This is a genomic window from Helicobacter sp. 11S02629-2 (assembly GCF_002272875.1).
Classification (GTDB): Bacteria; Campylobacterota; Campylobacteria; order Campylobacterales; family Helicobacteraceae; genus Helicobacter_I.
Genome location: NZ_MLAN01000019.1, coordinates 1 through 16,046, shown reverse-complemented (window position 1 = coordinate 16,046; position 16,046 = coordinate 1). Strand labels below are relative to the sequence as shown.

Genomic DNA, 16,046 nt, shown 5'->3' with positions numbered 1-16,046 from the left:
CTAATACTAATATCTTAGTTCAATCAATTAATGACATGGCTGAATCTATAAAAGAACAAGCTAATGGTATAACTCAGATAAATGATGCTATATCTTTACTAGAGCAATCTACTCAAGGTAATGTAAACATAGCAGATGATGCTTCTAAGATTTCTAACTCTGTAACTCATATAGCAGATGAGATAATGAATGATGCTAATAGGAAGAGGATATAGAAGGAAAGATAGTAATAGAATCTAAAAGGAAAAATGGTGGGGAAAAGATAGTAAAAAAAGATAGTAAAAAGAGCATCTAAAAGAAGAAGATCTAAAAGAATAAATAGAGAATAAGAATGAATAGTAAAAAGAGATTCTAAAAGAAGAAATGTAGGGAAAGATAGTAAAAAGAGATTCTCTTCTTATAGACTAATTATTTCAATACTAAGCTTTTTTTTGGAAGAAAATCTTAGTATTGATTCTCTTCTTATAGGGGGGATTCTATAAATATATAGGTTTATAAATATATAGACTCTATAGATTTATGGAATCTAGGTTTTTATCAATGCTTTGATGCTAGCAGTCAGATCTAAAGGTAAACTTGTGGTAATGAAGCTAATATACACGATTATTTTATTTCTTAAGGCTATTTTCTAATGCATGGTACAGCTATCCACTTTAACTTTATAAACTTTCAAGAAAGGATTTCATCTAGAGATTCTTTTTTGGATTCTTTAATAAAAGAAGGCTTTAAAGAATCTAGATTTTTAAGGCTTGCGTAAAGCTCATCTTTACCTATAAGATTTGCATTTTCTACTAGTTTAAAAAGCTCTAATTGATTATAGATCTCTTTTCCGCTTATAAGCTTTAGATTAAAGCTTGCAGGCTCTAAGGGGTTATGTCCACCGACACTTATAAAACTTCCTCCAAGTATGGCAACTTCACTTATATTATATATATTAACTAGCTCTCCTATCTTATCAACCACTAGTATCTCTTCATCTATATCAAAACTAGATTCCATGTCGCTAAAAAGTTTAGTGGGCACATAGGTGCTAGCAAGCTTAAAGACTTCAGAAAAACGCTCTGGATGACGAGGCACTAGCACTAAAAAAAACTCTTTTAAAAAGCCTTCTTTTTTTAGCTCAAAGTAGGCTTTTAAAACTAGGGCTTCTTCAGTTTCGTGACTACTAGCAAGGCATAATATTTTCTTTTTAGGTTTTTTATAAATCTTAGTAGGCTTTATCTCACTTAAAGTTTTAATATTGCCTATAACTTTTATATTTTTAGCACCTAGCTCTTTTAGGCGAGTGGCGTCATCTTTACTTTGGGCTAGCACAAAGTCTACATACTTAAAAGTCATCTTATAAAAAAAGCTAAATCTCTTATAGCGACTAAAACTTCTTAAAGATATACGTGCATTAACTAGTTTGGTTATAGCACCTTTTTTCTGTGCTACATAAAACAGTATAGGCCAAAGTTCTGCTTCAAAAACTAAAAGCTTTTTAACCTTTGGTGCGACAAAGGGCAAAAGGATCTCAAAAGGGAGAAAGATGATAGTTATATTTTTATAAGCATAAAGCTTACTAGCTTCTTTAAAGCCTGTTTGAGTTATAACACTTAGTAAGATTTTTTGACCATTTAAGGCCTTAATTATGGGCTTAAGTGAAGTCACTTCTCCAACACTGCAAGCATGTAGCCAGATATCAAAGTTTTGGGATTTAAGATTAGTTGGGAGAAAAAAGCGTTTTTTAAAGCTAAGCCTATACTTTGCCTTAAAAGAAAGGCAAAGCAAGAAGGGCAGGGCTAAAAGGTAGATGATGCTTGCTAGGATGAAATAGACTAGTAGCAAGATAGCACCGCCTTTATCTAGTCTTTGAAGTTTTTGGCTTAGTTGTATCTGACCTATTTGGCAGTTTCAGTTTCTCTCTCTTTTATGGCATATAGGATTCTGCCGCAGTGTGGGCAAGTGCTTATACTATCCCCATACATCACTTCAGAACATACTTTATCACTAAGCTTCATGAAGCAGCCACCACAAGCATTTCTTTTAATCTGAACTACGCTAGTGTTACCAGCCCACTTTTTAATCTTTTCATAAAAAGATAGTATCTTTTTATCTATCTTCATGATGATTTCTTGTTTTTTATTATAAAAAACTGCTTGTTTTTTCTTTATCTCTTCTATATCGTTGTTTATAGTTTCTTCGGCTTCTTGTATATCACTTACTAGGTTAGTTATCTGCTTTTGTATGGTGTTGATGCTTTCTTGATACTCTATCTTTCTTTTATCTAGCTCTACTTGCTCTGCTGCTATCCTTTCTATCTGCTCACGACTTAGGTCATCATCTATTTGCATATTTTTTAGATCTTTATCGCTTTTTGCAGCCTTAGCTTTAGCAAGGTTGGCTTCTAGGGCTTCTTCATGCTCTTTTAAAGACTGCTCATTTCTAGCTATCCTTATGTTTGCATCTTCGATTTTTGCATTTAGGTCTTCTATCTCTTTGAGGTATTTTTCTTCTTGCTTTTTAAGCTTTAAAGAAGTGCTTCTTTTTGCTTCTATGGCTGGGCTTAAGGCGTCTATTTCTTTATCTAGTTGGCTAATACTTATAAGCTGAGATAGGTTGATATTCATCAATTTTCCTTTTTAAGTGATTATATATAGCTTAGTGGGTTTTGTGAACTTATAATTATAGCTTTTATGCCAAATTTTCGCAATTCCAGATCTAAAATCTCCCCAAAAATTTCCTCAGAAACAAAGTGCGGCACGTTTATAAGGCTTACTTTATTGGCTAAAGCGTTTACTGCGTCATGATACTTTATGTCCCCAGTTATAAGGCACTCACCTTCCTTGCAGTACTTAAGAGAGCTCATACCACTGCCACAAGTAATATTAACTTTCGTGATATTAGCACTAGCCTTGCAGACTTGCAGTACTTCTAGCCCTAGTCTTTTTTTAACTTCTAAGGCTAAGGCTTCAAAGCTAGTATCTACTTCTTTACTTAAGACATACTCGTCTTCTTTGCACTCACTAAAGCCTAGTTTTTTTGCAAAGGCTTTATTTAGATGGCTTAGGTCAAAGTTAGTGTGCATGCTTATTAAGGTGATGTTTTTTTCTAAAAGTATCTTTATAATATTGCCCGGGTGAGTGCTAGTATCTATGCATTTAAGTTGGCTAAATATCAAAGGATGATGGGTTATAAGCACACTATCTTTTTTTGCTTCACTAACTACTTTTAAGTCAGCCTCTAAGGCAAGATAGATGTTTTTAGAATCTAGTTTAGATTTCAAACTTCCTACATTAAGCCCTGAGTTATCCCAGCTAGCTTGCGTGCCAAAAGGGCTAAGTTTATCTAGTAAGTTATATAGCTCTAGCATAGTCTCTCCTTACTTTTTAGCTAAGAATAGCGTAAAGTTTAGCCACTTAAAAAGTATCTCTACGTGAGTAAAGCCTGCTTCTTTCAGCATGGATATATTTTCATCTACACTAAAAGGTATAAGTACGTTTTCAAGGGCTTCTTTTTTTCTATAGATCTCAGCCTTGCTATAGCCTTGGGCTTCTTTGTAGCTATAGTATTTTTTAGTTATCAAAGCATCTAGTTCTAAGTCATCACTTTTTACTTTTTCAGCCATGAGAAAGATGGAATCTTCACTCAAAGCTAAGGCTATATTTTTAAGTACTTCTTTTCTTAAAGTGGGAGGGAGGAACTGCAAAGTGTAGTGTGAGACTATAAAGTTTGTATGTATGTTTTGGAAACTTACTTCTTTTAAGTCAAGCTCCAAAAACTCTATATTGGATTCTAAACTTTTTGCTTTAAGGCGTGCTTTTTCTACCATGGCAGAGGAGTTATCTATACCTATGAGAGAGGCTTTTATATCTGCTTGCTTTAAGATTCTCTCACATTCAAACAAAAAGTTACCAGTTGAAGACCCTAAGTCATAAATTACGCTTTCTTTCCCAGCGTCTTTAGCCTTTTGTATAAAGTATTTTAAAAACTCTATGCTTAGACTTATGACTTCTTTATAAAAGGGGATGGAACGAAATAGCATGTCATCAAAGACATTAGCTATAGCTTGGTTAAACTCAAAAGTTTTTATAGTGTCAGTTTGAAAAATGGTATCTTTTTGCATGCTTTGCCTTTATGGGTGCTTTTTTAGAATCTAAAAAGCCTAAAGTTCCCACTCATCTTTCATGGATAGATGCCCTTGGATTTGCTCTTTTATATCATCGTAAAAAAAAGATTCCCTAAAAGAATCTATCCTGCCACCACTTGCATTTTTGTGGCCACCACCGTTAAAACAGGCTTGGCTTAAGGCACTTACATCACAGTTGCCATTAGCCCGCAAGCTTACATTACCCCGTGGGCTTACATCCATATAGAAGTCAAACTCTGGGTTTGTGTTTAAGAAAGTATTAGCAAGGATGCTTATGTTGCCAACCCCATAGCTTAAAAAGCCAAGCTTGTCTTTATACTTAACTGTGCATCTTTGTTTTTGCTTGCTTAAGAGTGAGACTTGATATCTTGCTAGGATGTTACCCATAGTTTCACTTTTAGCGTCACCTTCAAAAAGGGCTTTTTTTATGAAAAATAAGTCATTATCAAAGCTTACTTCATCAAAGACTTTGCCTTCCACAGTTAAGCCCGTGTTAGATTCTACAAGATAGTCTTTAGTCTTTCTTATAAGGGAGAGTTTTAGGGCTCTATCTTGTGCATCAAACATCATGCGGCTTAGCTCGTTGCTAGCTGCTATCATATTTAGTGCAACTTTTCCAAACTCAAAGCCAAACTCATCTTCTTTCCAGATATCTACTGAGTTTATCATCTGTACTACTGGAGTAAGCCAAGTTAGGTTTTCTGGATTTAGCAGTTTGTAGTGTTCTAATAAGTAGTCAAAAGTTATCTTAGTAGCACATCTATTTATATCTAGGTTGTACCAAGAGTAGTTTTTGGCACACTCTTCACCTGTTGCGTGATGGTCTAGTAAGACTAGTTCTATATCTATCCCAGCTAGCTTTAACTCTTTAACTTTCTGGCTTAAAAACTTGCTCTCTTGCATGGTTAAGTTTAGATCTGTTATTAAGATTAGATACTTTTCATTATCTTTTTTTATCTCTTTTTGGGAAGTGGCTAGGTCTCTAAGATTTATCCTTCCTTCAAAGCTAAGCTCAGGACTTTTGGTGTTTGTAGGACTTGGAAGCAAGGCAAGTATGGCATTTATCCTAGCACCTACCTCACGTCCATAGTTTGCATTGAAAAATGTTATATCAGAAAAAAACTCACTAGAAACCATCTGTGCCCCATAGCCATCAAGGTCTATGTGGGATAGGTGAAAAACCTTCATTATCTTGCCTTTAATTATCTTTTAGCTTTCACACTAGTATCTTTTGTATGTATTTAGCCCAAAAGGTGGGCTAAAAATGTTTAGGTTTAAAAAGCCTAGTGTGTTATCTTATTGCGATTTGAATAATATCTAACAGTTAAGGATAATGCAAAACAGACTATGAAGTAAAGTGCAGCAACTACTATAAATACAGTAACTATCTCTTTAAAAGTAGTTAGCCTGCTAAGTATATCTTTGCTGGCATTAGTTAGTTCAGCTACATTTAGTGCTGCTAGGAAAGAGGTATCTTTTAAAGTTGTTATACACTGAGAAAGGATGGTTGGAGTAACTTTTCTAAAGCATTGAGGAAAGATTATATAAAAGAGAGTGAAAACTCTTCCAAAACCTTGAGAGTAGCTAGCTTCAAACTGTCCTTTTGGTATGGAGTTTAACCCACCTCTAATGATCTCAGCCATAACTGAAGAAGTATATAAAAACAGCCCTATAGTTCCTAAAACTGCATAGTTTGCAGGGATTGGCACTAGGCTTGGGAGCACAAAACATGCCGCATACATCCAAAGAAGTAGTGGAGTGTTTCTAAAGATCTCTATGTAAAAAGTTGAGATTACGACAAAAACTTTTATGCCATAGTTTCTCATAACTGCTAGGATGCTTCCAAATATAATAGCGCCAATTGCCGCACAAACTGCCATTATGATACTAAGTCCAAGACCTTTTAAAAGCAAGGTAAAGTCAAATAAAGTCATGTTTTATCCTTCCTATCTTGCCATATGGGCTTTTTTAAGTTTGTTTTCATAGCGGCCTGCAAAGTAGGCTATGATGAAGCAGACTATAAAGTAAAGCACGCCAGCTACTAGGTAGGCAGTTGCGTAGTTAAGGCTACTTTGAGCATAGTTATCTGCGTTATACATTAGTTCAGCACCTGATATGATGGCTAGTACTGAAGTATTTTTTATTAGTGCCACTATCTGATTAACAGTAGGCGGTAAGATTATCTTTTTAGTTTGAGGCAAGATGACATAAAACATCTTTTGAAAGTAATTAAAGCCTTGTGTATAGCTAGCTTCAAACTGTCCTTTTGGTATAGAAGTAATACCACTTCTTATAACCTCACTCATATAAGCGCCATGATATACACCAACACCTATAACCCCTAGTGTAAATACATCCAAAGTCACCCCGATATAAGGAATCCTAGGAAGCACGAAGTACAAAAAGAAAAGGTTTATAAGTAAGGGAGTGTTTTGAAAAAACTCAACATATATCCTAGCTATCCACCTAAGTATCCTTATCTTGCCAGTGGCCATAAGGCCACTTATAGTACCCATGATGATAGCTATAATGATGGCAAGTATGGATACACCTAGTGTATAGGCAAACCCACTTAAAAATACATTTATGTGATTAAATGTATCTATCCACTTGTCTAAAGCAAAAGGACCCATTATTGAGTTACGCCCCACTTTTCTTCAAGCTGTTTGATATCTGCTTCATGAGTTTTTACAAAGTTATCTACATAGTCACTCCAAGCTTGGTCGTTTTTCCTAGTTACGATTCCATAGTCTTGGCTATCAAAGTTATCAGGTAAGATCTCACTTTGATCATCTACGTAGCCCAAAAGTATAGTTTTATCAACGCTAAATGCATCTATCCTTTTACTATCAAGTGCAGCTTTTAGTGAAGGGTAGTCAGGATACTCTTGGAACTTAATTTTTATACCATCTTGTTTTGCTGCTGCTTCTAGGACTTTACCAGTTGTAGCACCTTGTGCCACACCTACTATCTTGTCGTTTAAGTCTTTAAAGCTTTTAAAATTATTAGACTTTAGTACTAGCAAACCTACGTGGCTTTTATAATAAGAGCTAGAAAAGTTATAAACTTTTTGTCTTTCTGGGGTAACTGTAAAAGTAGCTATGATGGCGTCTAAAGTTCCATTATCTAATAAAGGCCCTCTAGTTTTAGCAGTAACTGGTACTAGTTTGATTTTGTTTTCATCACCTAGCATACTTTTTGCTAAAAGCTTGCCTACATCAACTTCAAAGCCTTCTATCTTTCCAGTTTTTTGATCTAAAAGGGCAAATTTAGGCACATCTTTTTTAACACCTATGACTAACTCACCTCTTTTTTTGATGTTGGCTTGAGTGTCTTGAGTTTTACCTGCTTCGTTGCTACAAGCTACTAAAAACACACCTAAGGCTAGTGCCATCGTTGCTGTTTTTAACATGTTTAATTTGCCAAATAACTTCATATTGTCTCCTTGATGTTGGTTTAAACTTAGTGAGTTAGAATCTTGCTTAAAAAGCTTTTTGTCCTCTCACTTTTTGGATTTTCAAAAAAGTCTTTTGGTTTGGCTTCTTCTATGATTCTGCCATCTTCCATAAAAACTATCCTATCAGCTACTTCTTTTGCAAAGCCCATCTCGTGAGTAACTACTACCATAGTAGTGGTAGTTTCTTTGGAGATCTTACACATGATATCTAAAACTTCTTGAACTGTCTCTGGGTCTAGGGCTGAGGTTGGCTCATCAAAAAGAATGATCTCTTTTTTAGAGACTAAAGCCCTAGCTATGGCTACTCTTTGTTGTTGTCCTCCACTTAAGGTTTGTGGATAAACTTTTGCCTTATCTGTTAAGCCTACTACTTCTAGGTATTTATAAGCTTCTTTTACAACCTCGTCTTTTTTGCGTTTGTTAACTTTTATAGGGGCAAGGATAAGGTTTTCTAAAACTGTCATGTGAGGATAGAGGTTAAAGTGCTGAAAGACCATAGCACAGTACTTTCTGCATATCTGAAGTTTGTTTTTGTGGGTAAGGAGGGTGCCTTCTATTATAACTTTTCCACTAGTTGCTTCTTCAAGCCCGTTCATGCATCTAATAGTGGTGCTTTTCCCACTTCCACTAGGGCCGATTATGACTAGTTTTTCACCTTCAGTCACAGTTAGGTTGACATCTTTTAGAACGTGCACGCTCCCAAAGTTTTTATTTACATTTTCTAGTTTTATCATTTCTTTTGGTGTTGACATAAGCTACTTACTTGCCTCTCTTTTTGGTATAAAAGATCATTATCTTGTATTGCGTGGATTTCCATTATAGCTTGAGAATATTAAAAAATCCTAACTACAGGTAAAAACTACACATTTTAAATTATCATATATTACTTTATGTAACTATATAAATTAGTTATTCTTGAACTACCACAACCTTAAAGCTTGCATTTAGTCCATGACCTAGTTTTGCTACTACTTCATAAGTGCCCGGACTTTTGATGCTAGGGATCTCAAGATGTTTTTTATCAAGTACTATTCTATGTTGTTTTTCTAGCTCGCTTGCTACTTCATCTTTTGTAAGAGAGCCAAAAAGGTGGTTATTACTACCTACTTTTTTGGCGATAGTTATACTTAAGTCTCTTATAGTTTTAGCCGTGGCTTCTGCTAGTTGAGTGTCAAGGGCAAGTTTTTCTTCCTTGCGTTTTATGTCGGCTTTGTATTTATTGATAACTTCGTTAGTGGCTAGTTTTGCCATGTTTTTTGGGATTAGGAAGTTTTGGGCGTAGCCTCCAGCCACTTCTACTATATCTCCAGCTTTACCTAAACTTACTACATCTTTAAGAAGAAGTACTTTCATTTATCATCCTTTTTATAAGCTAAATGTAATATGATTTTAACTTAATATAATGGAACTTTACAAAGTAGCTTAATTTATACCTTAACAAAGGACTAAGAGATGATAAACATTGAAGTTGCTAAAAGAGTGCTAAGTAAAAATGATTTAGTAGCTACTAGATTAAGAGAGTTTTATAAGATAAAACATAAATATGTCGTTAACTTTATGAGTTCTCCTGGTAGTGGAAAAACTTCCATGCTAGAAAAGATGAGTGCTTATAAGGACTTAAAGTTTTGCGTTATAGAAGGTGACTTACAGACTAATAGGGATGCTTTAAGATTAGAGCAAAAAGGAATCTTAGCCCATCAGATAACAACTGGAGAAGCTTGCCATCTTGAAGCTAAAATGATAGAAGATGCCTTGCCTTTTATAGAATCTAGTCTTAGCTTTAAAGACTTAGAGTTTATATTTATAGAAAATGTTGGTAATCTTGTCTGCCCAGCAAGCTATGATCTAGGGGCTAATATAAATATAGTTTGCCTAAGCGTGCCAGAAGGGGATGATAAGGTACTAAAATATCCAAGCATGTTTATGTGTGCTGATGCTTTAGTTATCTCAAAGTGCGATTTACTACCTTACTTTGACTTTAGTGTGGCTAGAGTGAAAGAAGATATAAACTCACTTAGGAGTGATGTGCCTATCTTTGAAGTAAACACTAAAGATGATAGTCTTAAGTCCTTAAAAGACTTTCTTTTAGAATCTAAAAAGCAAAACTACACAACAACTTATATTTTTAAGTAGCAAATATTTTAAATCCACATTCAAGGAACTAACATGTGTTTAGCCATACCTTCAAAAGTTATCTCCATAGATAAAGAAAACAGTCAAGTTGTCATTGATACTATGGGTGTGCAAAGAAGTGCGAGTTTAGATCTAATGGAAGATGAGGTACATATCGGTGAATATGTCTTACTTCATATAGGCTATGTTATCTCTAAGATGGATGAAAAAGACGCCCTTGAAAGTCTAGAGCTTTATAAACAAATAGTTGCATCTATGGAAGAAGAAGATGGTGCTTGAAGCTAGGGACTTTAGCCTAGAAGGCTAAAAATATAAATAAAGATTCCAAGTGAAGATATTTCATCTAAGGACACAGCAAAGCAGGTGTGATCTCTTAAACCATTTTTACTTTTTACTACTTTTAATCGTGCACGTAGTTATCTTAACTGTTATGATTAATGAGATAAGTATCTACTATAAAGAGGCCATACTTTTGCAAAAAGATGCCTCAGTTGCCGCGTGGATGGCTAACTTTTTTATAGATGTCTTTGGGCATAACGACTTTGCCTTAAGGCTGCCTTTTTTGATACTTCATATTATAAATGTCACCTTGCTTTATCTTATCTCTTTAAAAGTTGTAAGACGCAAAGAAGATGCCCTCTTAGTAGTTTTTATCTATATGTTAATCCCGGGGGTTAATATCATAGCCCTTTTAGTTTCAAAGTCATCCATCATCTTGCTTATAACCTTGCTGATAGTTTTTTTAAAACTTTACTTTAAGCATATAAGCTATGTGCTTTTTATAGTTATAACGTTTTTAGATTCCAGTGGGGCTGTGCTTTTACTATCTTTATTTTTTTATGGACTGATTTTTAAAAATGTAAAAATACTTATCTTTTCTATAATCTTTTTTGGTGCTAATATGTACATATTTTCTCCTATAAGAGGAGTTCCAGAAGCCTACTTTTTAGATACTTTAGGGCTTTTTGCCATGCTGCTTTCACCTTTGCTTTTTATCTATTACTGTTACTGCGTTTATGATAGCGTATTAAATAAAGCTAGCCTTTTAAACCTAATCCCTTTTGTTGGCATAATCTTTATCTTGCTTTTATCCACCAGACAAGAGATAGATATAGAATCTTTTTTTCCACCTATCTTAGTAGGCTTGCCACTTGTGGTTGTTAAGATACTTTCAAGCATAAGACTTAGACTTAAAGTCTATGCTAGGGCTTATACTTTAAGGCTAGTAGTTATCTTAGTAGTAGCCTTTTTATCAACTGCCCTTTTACTTGGTAATAAGATAACTTATCTTTTTTCAAGTGAGCCAAACTTTGCCTACTCCTTTTATGAAGCAAAAGAGATAGCACATGATCTTAAAGCTATGGGCATAACTCATATCCAAGTTTATAGCAAGACTTTAAGGGAGAGGTTAAAGTTTTATGGAATCTCTGATGGTGATAAGTATAAGCTAGAGCCTTTTTACTCACGGAAAAATAAGACCTTTGAAAATGCTATAGTTATCAAGTATCTTGGTAGGGTGATCCACGTCTATGAAGTAGACCCTATAAAAAGCCATCCTTAAAAGGCTAAGAAATATAAAGTAAGACATAAAAGAGGTGAAGTTTGCGGCTTTTAGAGTTAGTTGGCATCTTAGTTATATTGGGAGTTTTAAGCTTTAGTGCTTTGTTTTATTATAGACTAAATGGCTTTAACTCCCTTCTTGCTAGTCACAATATCTCTTATGCTATGCATAGAGCTAGAGGTATGGCACTACTTGATTCTAACCTTATGCCAGTTAGCACTCTTAGTGTAGCACCACTTATCCCAAGTCTAAATGCTGAAGTCTTGTTTAATACCTTTAGGCCTCATATGTGGCAGTTACAGTTTCACTTAGGTGGAATCTATACTGAAAATAGCATGTCTATCTACAAAGACACTCCAAGAAATGTACAAACTACCCACTATGATATGAGACCTATGGCAGGGGATATTTTAGCCCTTGATGCTTTGAGTGCTAAGTGCTTAAGTGGGTATAACAACACTAATATTGCAGCCTTTTGCAGAAACAATGCTAAGTTTAACTACCGCCTAAAAGAATCCTTAGGTATACAAAACTTAGAAGTGCAAAGTAATAGGACTTGTTTTGAAAGAGAAAGCACTAGATTTTACTTTGATAGTCTTGGGAGGGTTTACTGTGGGGCAAGGCAAGAAAGGGTTAGTGAAAGCTTAGTTAGACTTGCTAACTTTGGCGTGGTTTTTGAGATAGTTTTAGTGCCAGAGACTGGCTTTAACTACGTGCGTAGAGTGCCATGAAGTCAAAAAGGCAAAATGTTATAATGTCAAAGACAAGTAGATAAAACAAAAGCAAGAGAAGGGTTCTATAAAGATGCAAGATATGCAAAATGGCTATGATGCTTATGAGATGAAAGATACTACTATATTAGAAGAGCCCATAGGCTTAGAATCTGGTATCTTTGGTATGGAAACTACTAGCGATTCTAGTAAGATAGCTAGCAAAGAAGCAAGCCCTGCAAACTCTACACCTTTAAAAGACGACACTCCTTCTAATGTGAATCTAGCCTTAAAATACCGCCCTATACTTTTTAGCGAGCTTATAGGACAAGAAAGCGTAAGTCTAACTTTAAGTGCAAGTTTGGATTCTAATAAGATATCAAACGCCTATCTTTTTAGTGGGCTTAGAGGAAGTGGAAAAACTTCAAGTGCACGTATCATGGCTAGGAGTTTGGAGTGCGAAAAGGGTATATCTTCGCATCCTTGTGGGGTCTGTGATAACTGTGTTTTAGCACTTAAGGGCAACCACCCAGATATCATAGAAATAGATGGTGCTAGTAATAGGAAGATAGATGATATAAGAGACTTGATAGAACAAACCAAGTACAGACCTTCAGTTGGTCGCTTTAAGATTTTTATAATCGATGAAGTGCACATGCTTACTAAAGAAGCCTTTAATGCCCTTTTAAAAACGCTAGAAGAGCCTCCAAGCTATGTAAAGTTTATCCTAGCGACTACTGACCCACTTAAGATGCCAGCTACCATACTAAGCAGAACCCAGCACTATAGATTTAAAAAGATATCAAATGCCAAGCTTTTAGCCCACTTAAAAACTATCTTAGAAAAAGAAAAAGTTAGCTATGAAGAAGAGGCACTAAACCTAATCTTAAAATCTCAAAGTGGATCAGTAAGAGATGTGTTAACCATGCTAGAGCAAGCCATAATCTATAGCAAGCAAAATCTAAGCGTAGAGGCAGTTTCTACCATGATAGGTGCACTTAACCCTAGCGTGTTTGATGAGCTTTTTTTAATCCTAAGTAGCGGGGATATGCAAAAGGCTAGGGAGTTTGTACTAAGCGTTAGAGACTATGAAGCCCAGATGGTTATAGATGAGCTAGCTTTTTTTATAAAGACCAAGGTTACTAACTTAGAGCTTCCCTTAGAGCTTGCTACTAGGTATCTACGCATCATAAACGATGCAAGATATGACTTGCAAAATGATAGCGATAGTGACTTCTGCCTTCTTTTATGTGTGCTTAGGATGTGTGAGGCTAGTAAGGTTTTAGATATAAAAACTGCCATTGCTAGGGCTGAAGCTAGTGTTTTAAAAGAAGCTAGTAGTAAAGATAGCTTAGAATCTAAGCCTAGTGAAGGCATACCTTCTAAGCTAGAAGTTAGAAAGGATGCAACGCTTAGTGCATCTAGTAAAGATTTTGTAGTCTCTACTAGCGTAAAAGAGAGGGCGCAGTCTGAAAATTTAGAGCAAGAAGCAAGCCAAAAAGTAGACAAAGCCTTAGAGGAAGTAGAACAAAAGCCTACTTTTTTAGAGTTGCCAAAAGACACTAGATACGTACTTTTTTTAGAAAGACTTAGCTTTAAAGACGCTGAGCTTGGAGAGATATTTGAAAACTTTATAGAGTATAAAAGCTTTGAAGATGGAATCTTAGAGCTTGATAACTTCGCACCAGATGAGCTAGCTAGTATCATAAGAACTCGCTACAGTGGCATAAAGCTGCTTTTAGATGAGGTCTTTGGAAGTAATCTAAAACTAAAGGTTAATAAGGTCTTAGCAAAAGTCACTCCTAAAAGTGCCAGTATAGACAAGGACTTACCCTAAAACTGCAGATAAAAAAGAGCTGCCAGAGCTAGAGACCATAGAGGGCATGGCTAACTTAGACTTACAAGAAGATAGCAAGCTACCAAGAGAAGAAGAGCTAACTAGTAAAGAAGAAGCTAGTTTTGAAACACTAAGCCCTAGCCTAGAAGAAGCAAGTGTCAACTTAGAAGCTAGCCTAGAAAGTCTAGAACAAGAAGTAGATTCTAAAAAGCCTTTAAGCCAAAAAGAAGAAGTAGAGAACTTTAAGCTTGAAAATAAAGAGCTTCTAGAGTATCTAAAAAGTAACTTTGGCATAGCTAAGATGAGAGTTTTACCTGTGCAAAAACTAGAAGGGCAAAAAGAGCTTAAGCTATCAAAAGTAGATATAGAATCTAAAGAGGATATAGAAGCTATAAGCTTAGATTCTAAGTTTAGAGACACTAGCATAGAACCTAAAAGAATGGAATCTAAAGATGACAGCCCTCCTTGGAAGGACTAAGGCATCTTAAACTATAAGGCTTAGATATGGAAAGTAAAGAGTTTTGTTTAAAAGAAGGGGAGCTTAAAGTCTTGTGTGAGCATATGCTAGATTTAGATTCTAAGATATTTTTACTAGTTGGAGAAGTAGGCAGTGGTAAAAGCACTTTAGTTCAAGCCTTTGCAAGCTGCTTTAGTGCTAGGACTTGTAGTCCAAGCTTTAGCTTTATAAATGAGTATGATATAGGGCAAGCAGTAAAGAAAAGTAAGATCTATCACTATGATTTTTACTTTAAAGATACTCCTATGCATGCCCTAGAAGCTTTTGAGTGCTTGCAAAATGAAGGCTTTCACTTCCTAGAGTGGGGAGAAGTTTTAGAGACCAACTTAACAGAACTAGGCTTTAAGTTTGCTAAGATTAAGATTATAGAGAAAGAAGAGCACTCTAGAATTTACACTATTGAGGAAGTATGAGCGTACTAAAGGCTAAAAATCTTAGCAAGCACATTAAAAGCACACGCATAGTAGAAGATATCTCACTAGAAGTGCACAACAACGAAGTAGTGGGACTTTTAGGGCCTAATGGTGCTGGTAAGACTACTACTTTTTACATGATATGTGGTCTTTTGAAGCCAACAGGTGGTGAAGTATGGCTAGATGATAAAAATATCTCTAAACTTCCACTTCACGCTAGAAGCAACCTTGGTATAGGTTATCTACCTCAAGAATCAAGTATCTTTAAAGACTTAAGTGTGGAAGATAACTTAATGATAGCCGCACAAAACGCTTATACTAATAAAAAAGAGATAAACAACAGAATAGATAAGATGCTAGAAGCTTTTAATATAGAGCCTATAAGAGGTCGCAAAGGCATTAGTCTAAGTGGTGGTGAAAGACGTCGTGTAGAGATAGCGCGCGCACTTATAAAAAGTCCAAAGTTTATACTCTTAGATGAGCCTTTTGCTGGGGTGGACCCTATAGCCGTGCTTGATATCCAAAAGATAGTAGAAACGCTAGCTGCTATGAATATAGGTGTTTTAATAACTGATCACAACGTAAGAGAAACCTTAAGTGTCTGTAATAGAGCCTATGTTATAAAAAGTGGGGCACTTTTAGCTAGTGGTGAGGCAAGTGAGATCTATGAAAACCCACTTGTTAGAAAGTACTATCTAGGTGAGCACTTTAAGGCTTGATATATAAGAATCTAAATAAGTATCTATCATCTTTAAACTAGTGATAAATATTTTACTTCTATTTGATTAGAGAGGATTTTATATTCTTCTTACTTTTTTGTACTTTGAGATTTTTATATTTCCCTATAACTTACTGCAGCCTCTTGCTTTTATGTTTTCTCTACTCTCTTCTTTCTAGCAATGAGGGAGCATAGAGGATGAACAAAAAGAATAAACATTATCTTATATCTTGACGCTAGGAGACTAGAGGCTAATGAAGCAAGCCTATCTTTAGATCGTGTGCTAGAAGCATGCAATGCGATGACATAATCAAATGTCAAAAGAAAGAAGAAATAAAAAGAAGAGTTAGTTTTGCATAATGAGAGAAGATTAACTTTTAGTATTAGCAAGTTTGGGTTGGTGGTTTGTAGAGCTAGATAGAGATGTAAGCTTTTTCTCTACAAAAAGTGCACTCAATTAGCATATATTAAACTTAATTATAAGCATCCAAATATAGTTTTTAATAAAGTTTTCCCCATCTAAATATTTAATAACCTATATAAAAAGGAACTAAAAAGCCTCTTTTGAAAA

The 16,046-nt window shown here is 35.2% G+C and carries 18 protein-coding genes and 1 pseudogene; 9 read left to right on the top strand and 10 right to left on the bottom strand.

Annotation, left to right across the window (positions count from 1 at the left end; translation table 11 throughout):
* Positions 1-215: pseudogene (locus tag BKH40_RS08800) on the top strand (methyl-accepting chemotaxis protein); the annotation flags it as partial.
* Positions 216-669: 454 nt separating this feature from the next.
* On the opposite strand, the gene waaA reads toward BKH40_RS08800, so the two are convergent.
* The 10 genes from waaA to rplI all read right to left on the bottom strand — a co-directional run bounded on the left by waaA (position 670) and on the right by rplI (position 8,939).
* Entirely contained in the window at positions 670-1,827 is a 1,158-nt protein-coding gene (gene waaA / locus BKH40_RS08095) for a lipid IV(A) 3-deoxy-D-manno-octulosonic acid transferase (RefSeq protein ID WP_257842542.1), read from the bottom strand.
* Between the two features lie 53 nt (positions 1,828-1,880).
* Positions 1,881-2,609 carry a C4-type zinc ribbon domain-containing protein gene (locus BKH40_RS08090; RefSeq protein WP_095278510.1) on the bottom strand — a complete coding sequence of 243 codons (729 nt, stop codon included), beginning with the start codon at positions 2,607-2,609 and terminating at the stop codon, positions 1,881-1,883.
* Positions 2,610-2,629: 20 nt separating this feature from the next.
* Positions 2,630-3,352 carry a Nif3-like dinuclear metal center hexameric protein gene (locus BKH40_RS08085; protein ID WP_095278509.1) on the bottom strand — a complete coding sequence of 241 codons (723 nt, stop codon included), beginning with the start codon at positions 3,350-3,352 and terminating at the stop codon, positions 2,630-2,632.
* 9 nt (positions 3,353-3,361) lie between these two features.
* On the bottom strand, positions 3,362-4,105 hold the full coding sequence (gene cmoA, locus BKH40_RS08080; protein ID WP_095278507.1) for a carboxy-S-adenosyl-L-methionine synthase CmoA: 744 nt from the start codon (positions 4,103-4,105) through the stop codon (positions 3,362-3,364).
* A 39-nt stretch (positions 4,106-4,144) separates the two neighbouring features.
* Entirely contained in the window at positions 4,145-5,317 is a 1,173-nt protein-coding gene (locus tag BKH40_RS08075; RefSeq protein ID WP_095278506.1) for a 3',5'-cyclic-nucleotide phosphodiesterase, read from the bottom strand.
* 95 nt (positions 5,318-5,412) lie between these two features.
* Positions 5,413-6,063, bottom strand: a complete 651-nt coding sequence (locus BKH40_RS08070) for an amino acid ABC transporter permease (protein WP_095278505.1) — start codon at positions 6,061-6,063, stop codon at positions 5,413-5,415.
* 12 nt (positions 6,064-6,075) lie between these two features.
* Positions 6,076-6,762: an amino acid ABC transporter permease gene (locus BKH40_RS08065; RefSeq protein WP_095278504.1), complete on the bottom strand. Its 687-nt coding sequence runs from the start codon at positions 6,760-6,762 to the stop codon at positions 6,076-6,078.
* Positions 6,762-7,565, bottom strand: a complete 804-nt coding sequence (locus BKH40_RS08060; RefSeq protein ID WP_095278502.1) for a transporter substrate-binding domain-containing protein — start codon at positions 7,563-7,565, stop codon at positions 6,762-6,764. Before BKH40_RS08060 ends, BKH40_RS08065 begins: the two co-directional genes overlap by 1 nt.
* 26 nt (positions 7,566-7,591) lie before the next feature.
* Positions 7,592-8,320, bottom strand: coding sequence for an amino acid ABC transporter ATP-binding protein (locus BKH40_RS08055; protein ID WP_095278512.1), 729 nt, complete (start codon positions 8,318-8,320; stop codon positions 7,592-7,594).
* Between the two features lie 175 nt (positions 8,321-8,495).
* Complete coding sequence (gene rplI, locus BKH40_RS08050; protein WP_095278501.1) at positions 8,496-8,939, bottom strand: 50S ribosomal protein L9; 444 nt, start codon at positions 8,937-8,939, stop codon at positions 8,496-8,498.
* A gap of 99 nt (positions 8,940-9,038) precedes the next feature.
* Between rplI and hypB the strand changes: the two genes are divergently transcribed.
* The 8 genes from hypB (at position 9,039) to lptB (ending at position 15,476) form a co-directional block, all read left to right on the top strand.
* Positions 9,039-9,719: a hydrogenase nickel incorporation protein HypB gene (gene hypB / locus BKH40_RS08045; RefSeq protein ID WP_095278500.1), complete on the top strand. Its 681-nt coding sequence runs from the start codon at positions 9,039-9,041 to the stop codon at positions 9,717-9,719.
* Positions 9,720-9,752: 33 nt separating this feature from the next.
* The gene (locus BKH40_RS08040; protein WP_095278498.1) at positions 9,753-9,998 is read left to right on the top strand and encodes a HypC/HybG/HupF family hydrogenase formation chaperone; all 246 of its coding nucleotides are present in this window, start codon (positions 9,753-9,755) and stop codon (positions 9,996-9,998) included.
* Positions 9,999-10,047: 49 nt separating this feature from the next.
* Positions 10,048-11,280: a hypothetical protein gene (locus tag BKH40_RS08035; RefSeq protein ID WP_095278497.1), complete on the top strand. Its 1,233-nt coding sequence runs from the start codon at positions 10,048-10,050 to the stop codon at positions 11,278-11,280.
* A gap of 41 nt (positions 11,281-11,321) precedes the next feature.
* The gene (locus tag BKH40_RS08030; RefSeq protein ID WP_095278496.1) at positions 11,322-12,011 is read left to right on the top strand and encodes a hypothetical protein; all 690 of its coding nucleotides are present in this window, start codon (positions 11,322-11,324) and stop codon (positions 12,009-12,011) included.
* Between the two features lie 73 nt (positions 12,012-12,084).
* Positions 12,085-13,827 carry a DNA polymerase III subunit gamma/tau gene (locus BKH40_RS08025; RefSeq protein WP_095278494.1) on the top strand — a complete coding sequence of 581 codons (1,743 nt, stop codon included), beginning with the start codon at positions 12,085-12,087 and terminating at the stop codon, positions 13,825-13,827.
* Positions 13,828-13,873: 46 nt separating this feature from the next.
* On the top strand, positions 13,874-14,305 hold the full coding sequence (locus BKH40_RS08020) for a hypothetical protein (RefSeq protein ID WP_095278493.1): 432 nt from the start codon (positions 13,874-13,876) through the stop codon (positions 14,303-14,305).
* Between the two features lie 26 nt (positions 14,306-14,331).
* Positions 14,332-14,757 (top strand): tRNA (adenosine(37)-N6)-threonylcarbamoyltransferase complex ATPase subunit type 1 TsaE, encoded by a 426-nt coding sequence (gene tsaE / locus BKH40_RS08015; RefSeq protein WP_095278492.1) that lies wholly within the window; start codon positions 14,332-14,334, stop codon positions 14,755-14,757.
* Positions 14,754-15,476, top strand: coding sequence for an LPS export ABC transporter ATP-binding protein (lptB, locus tag BKH40_RS08010; RefSeq protein WP_095278490.1), 723 nt, complete (start codon positions 14,754-14,756; stop codon positions 15,474-15,476). Before tsaE ends, lptB begins: the two co-directional genes overlap by 4 nt.
* Positions 15,477-16,046: the final 570 nt, after the last annotated feature.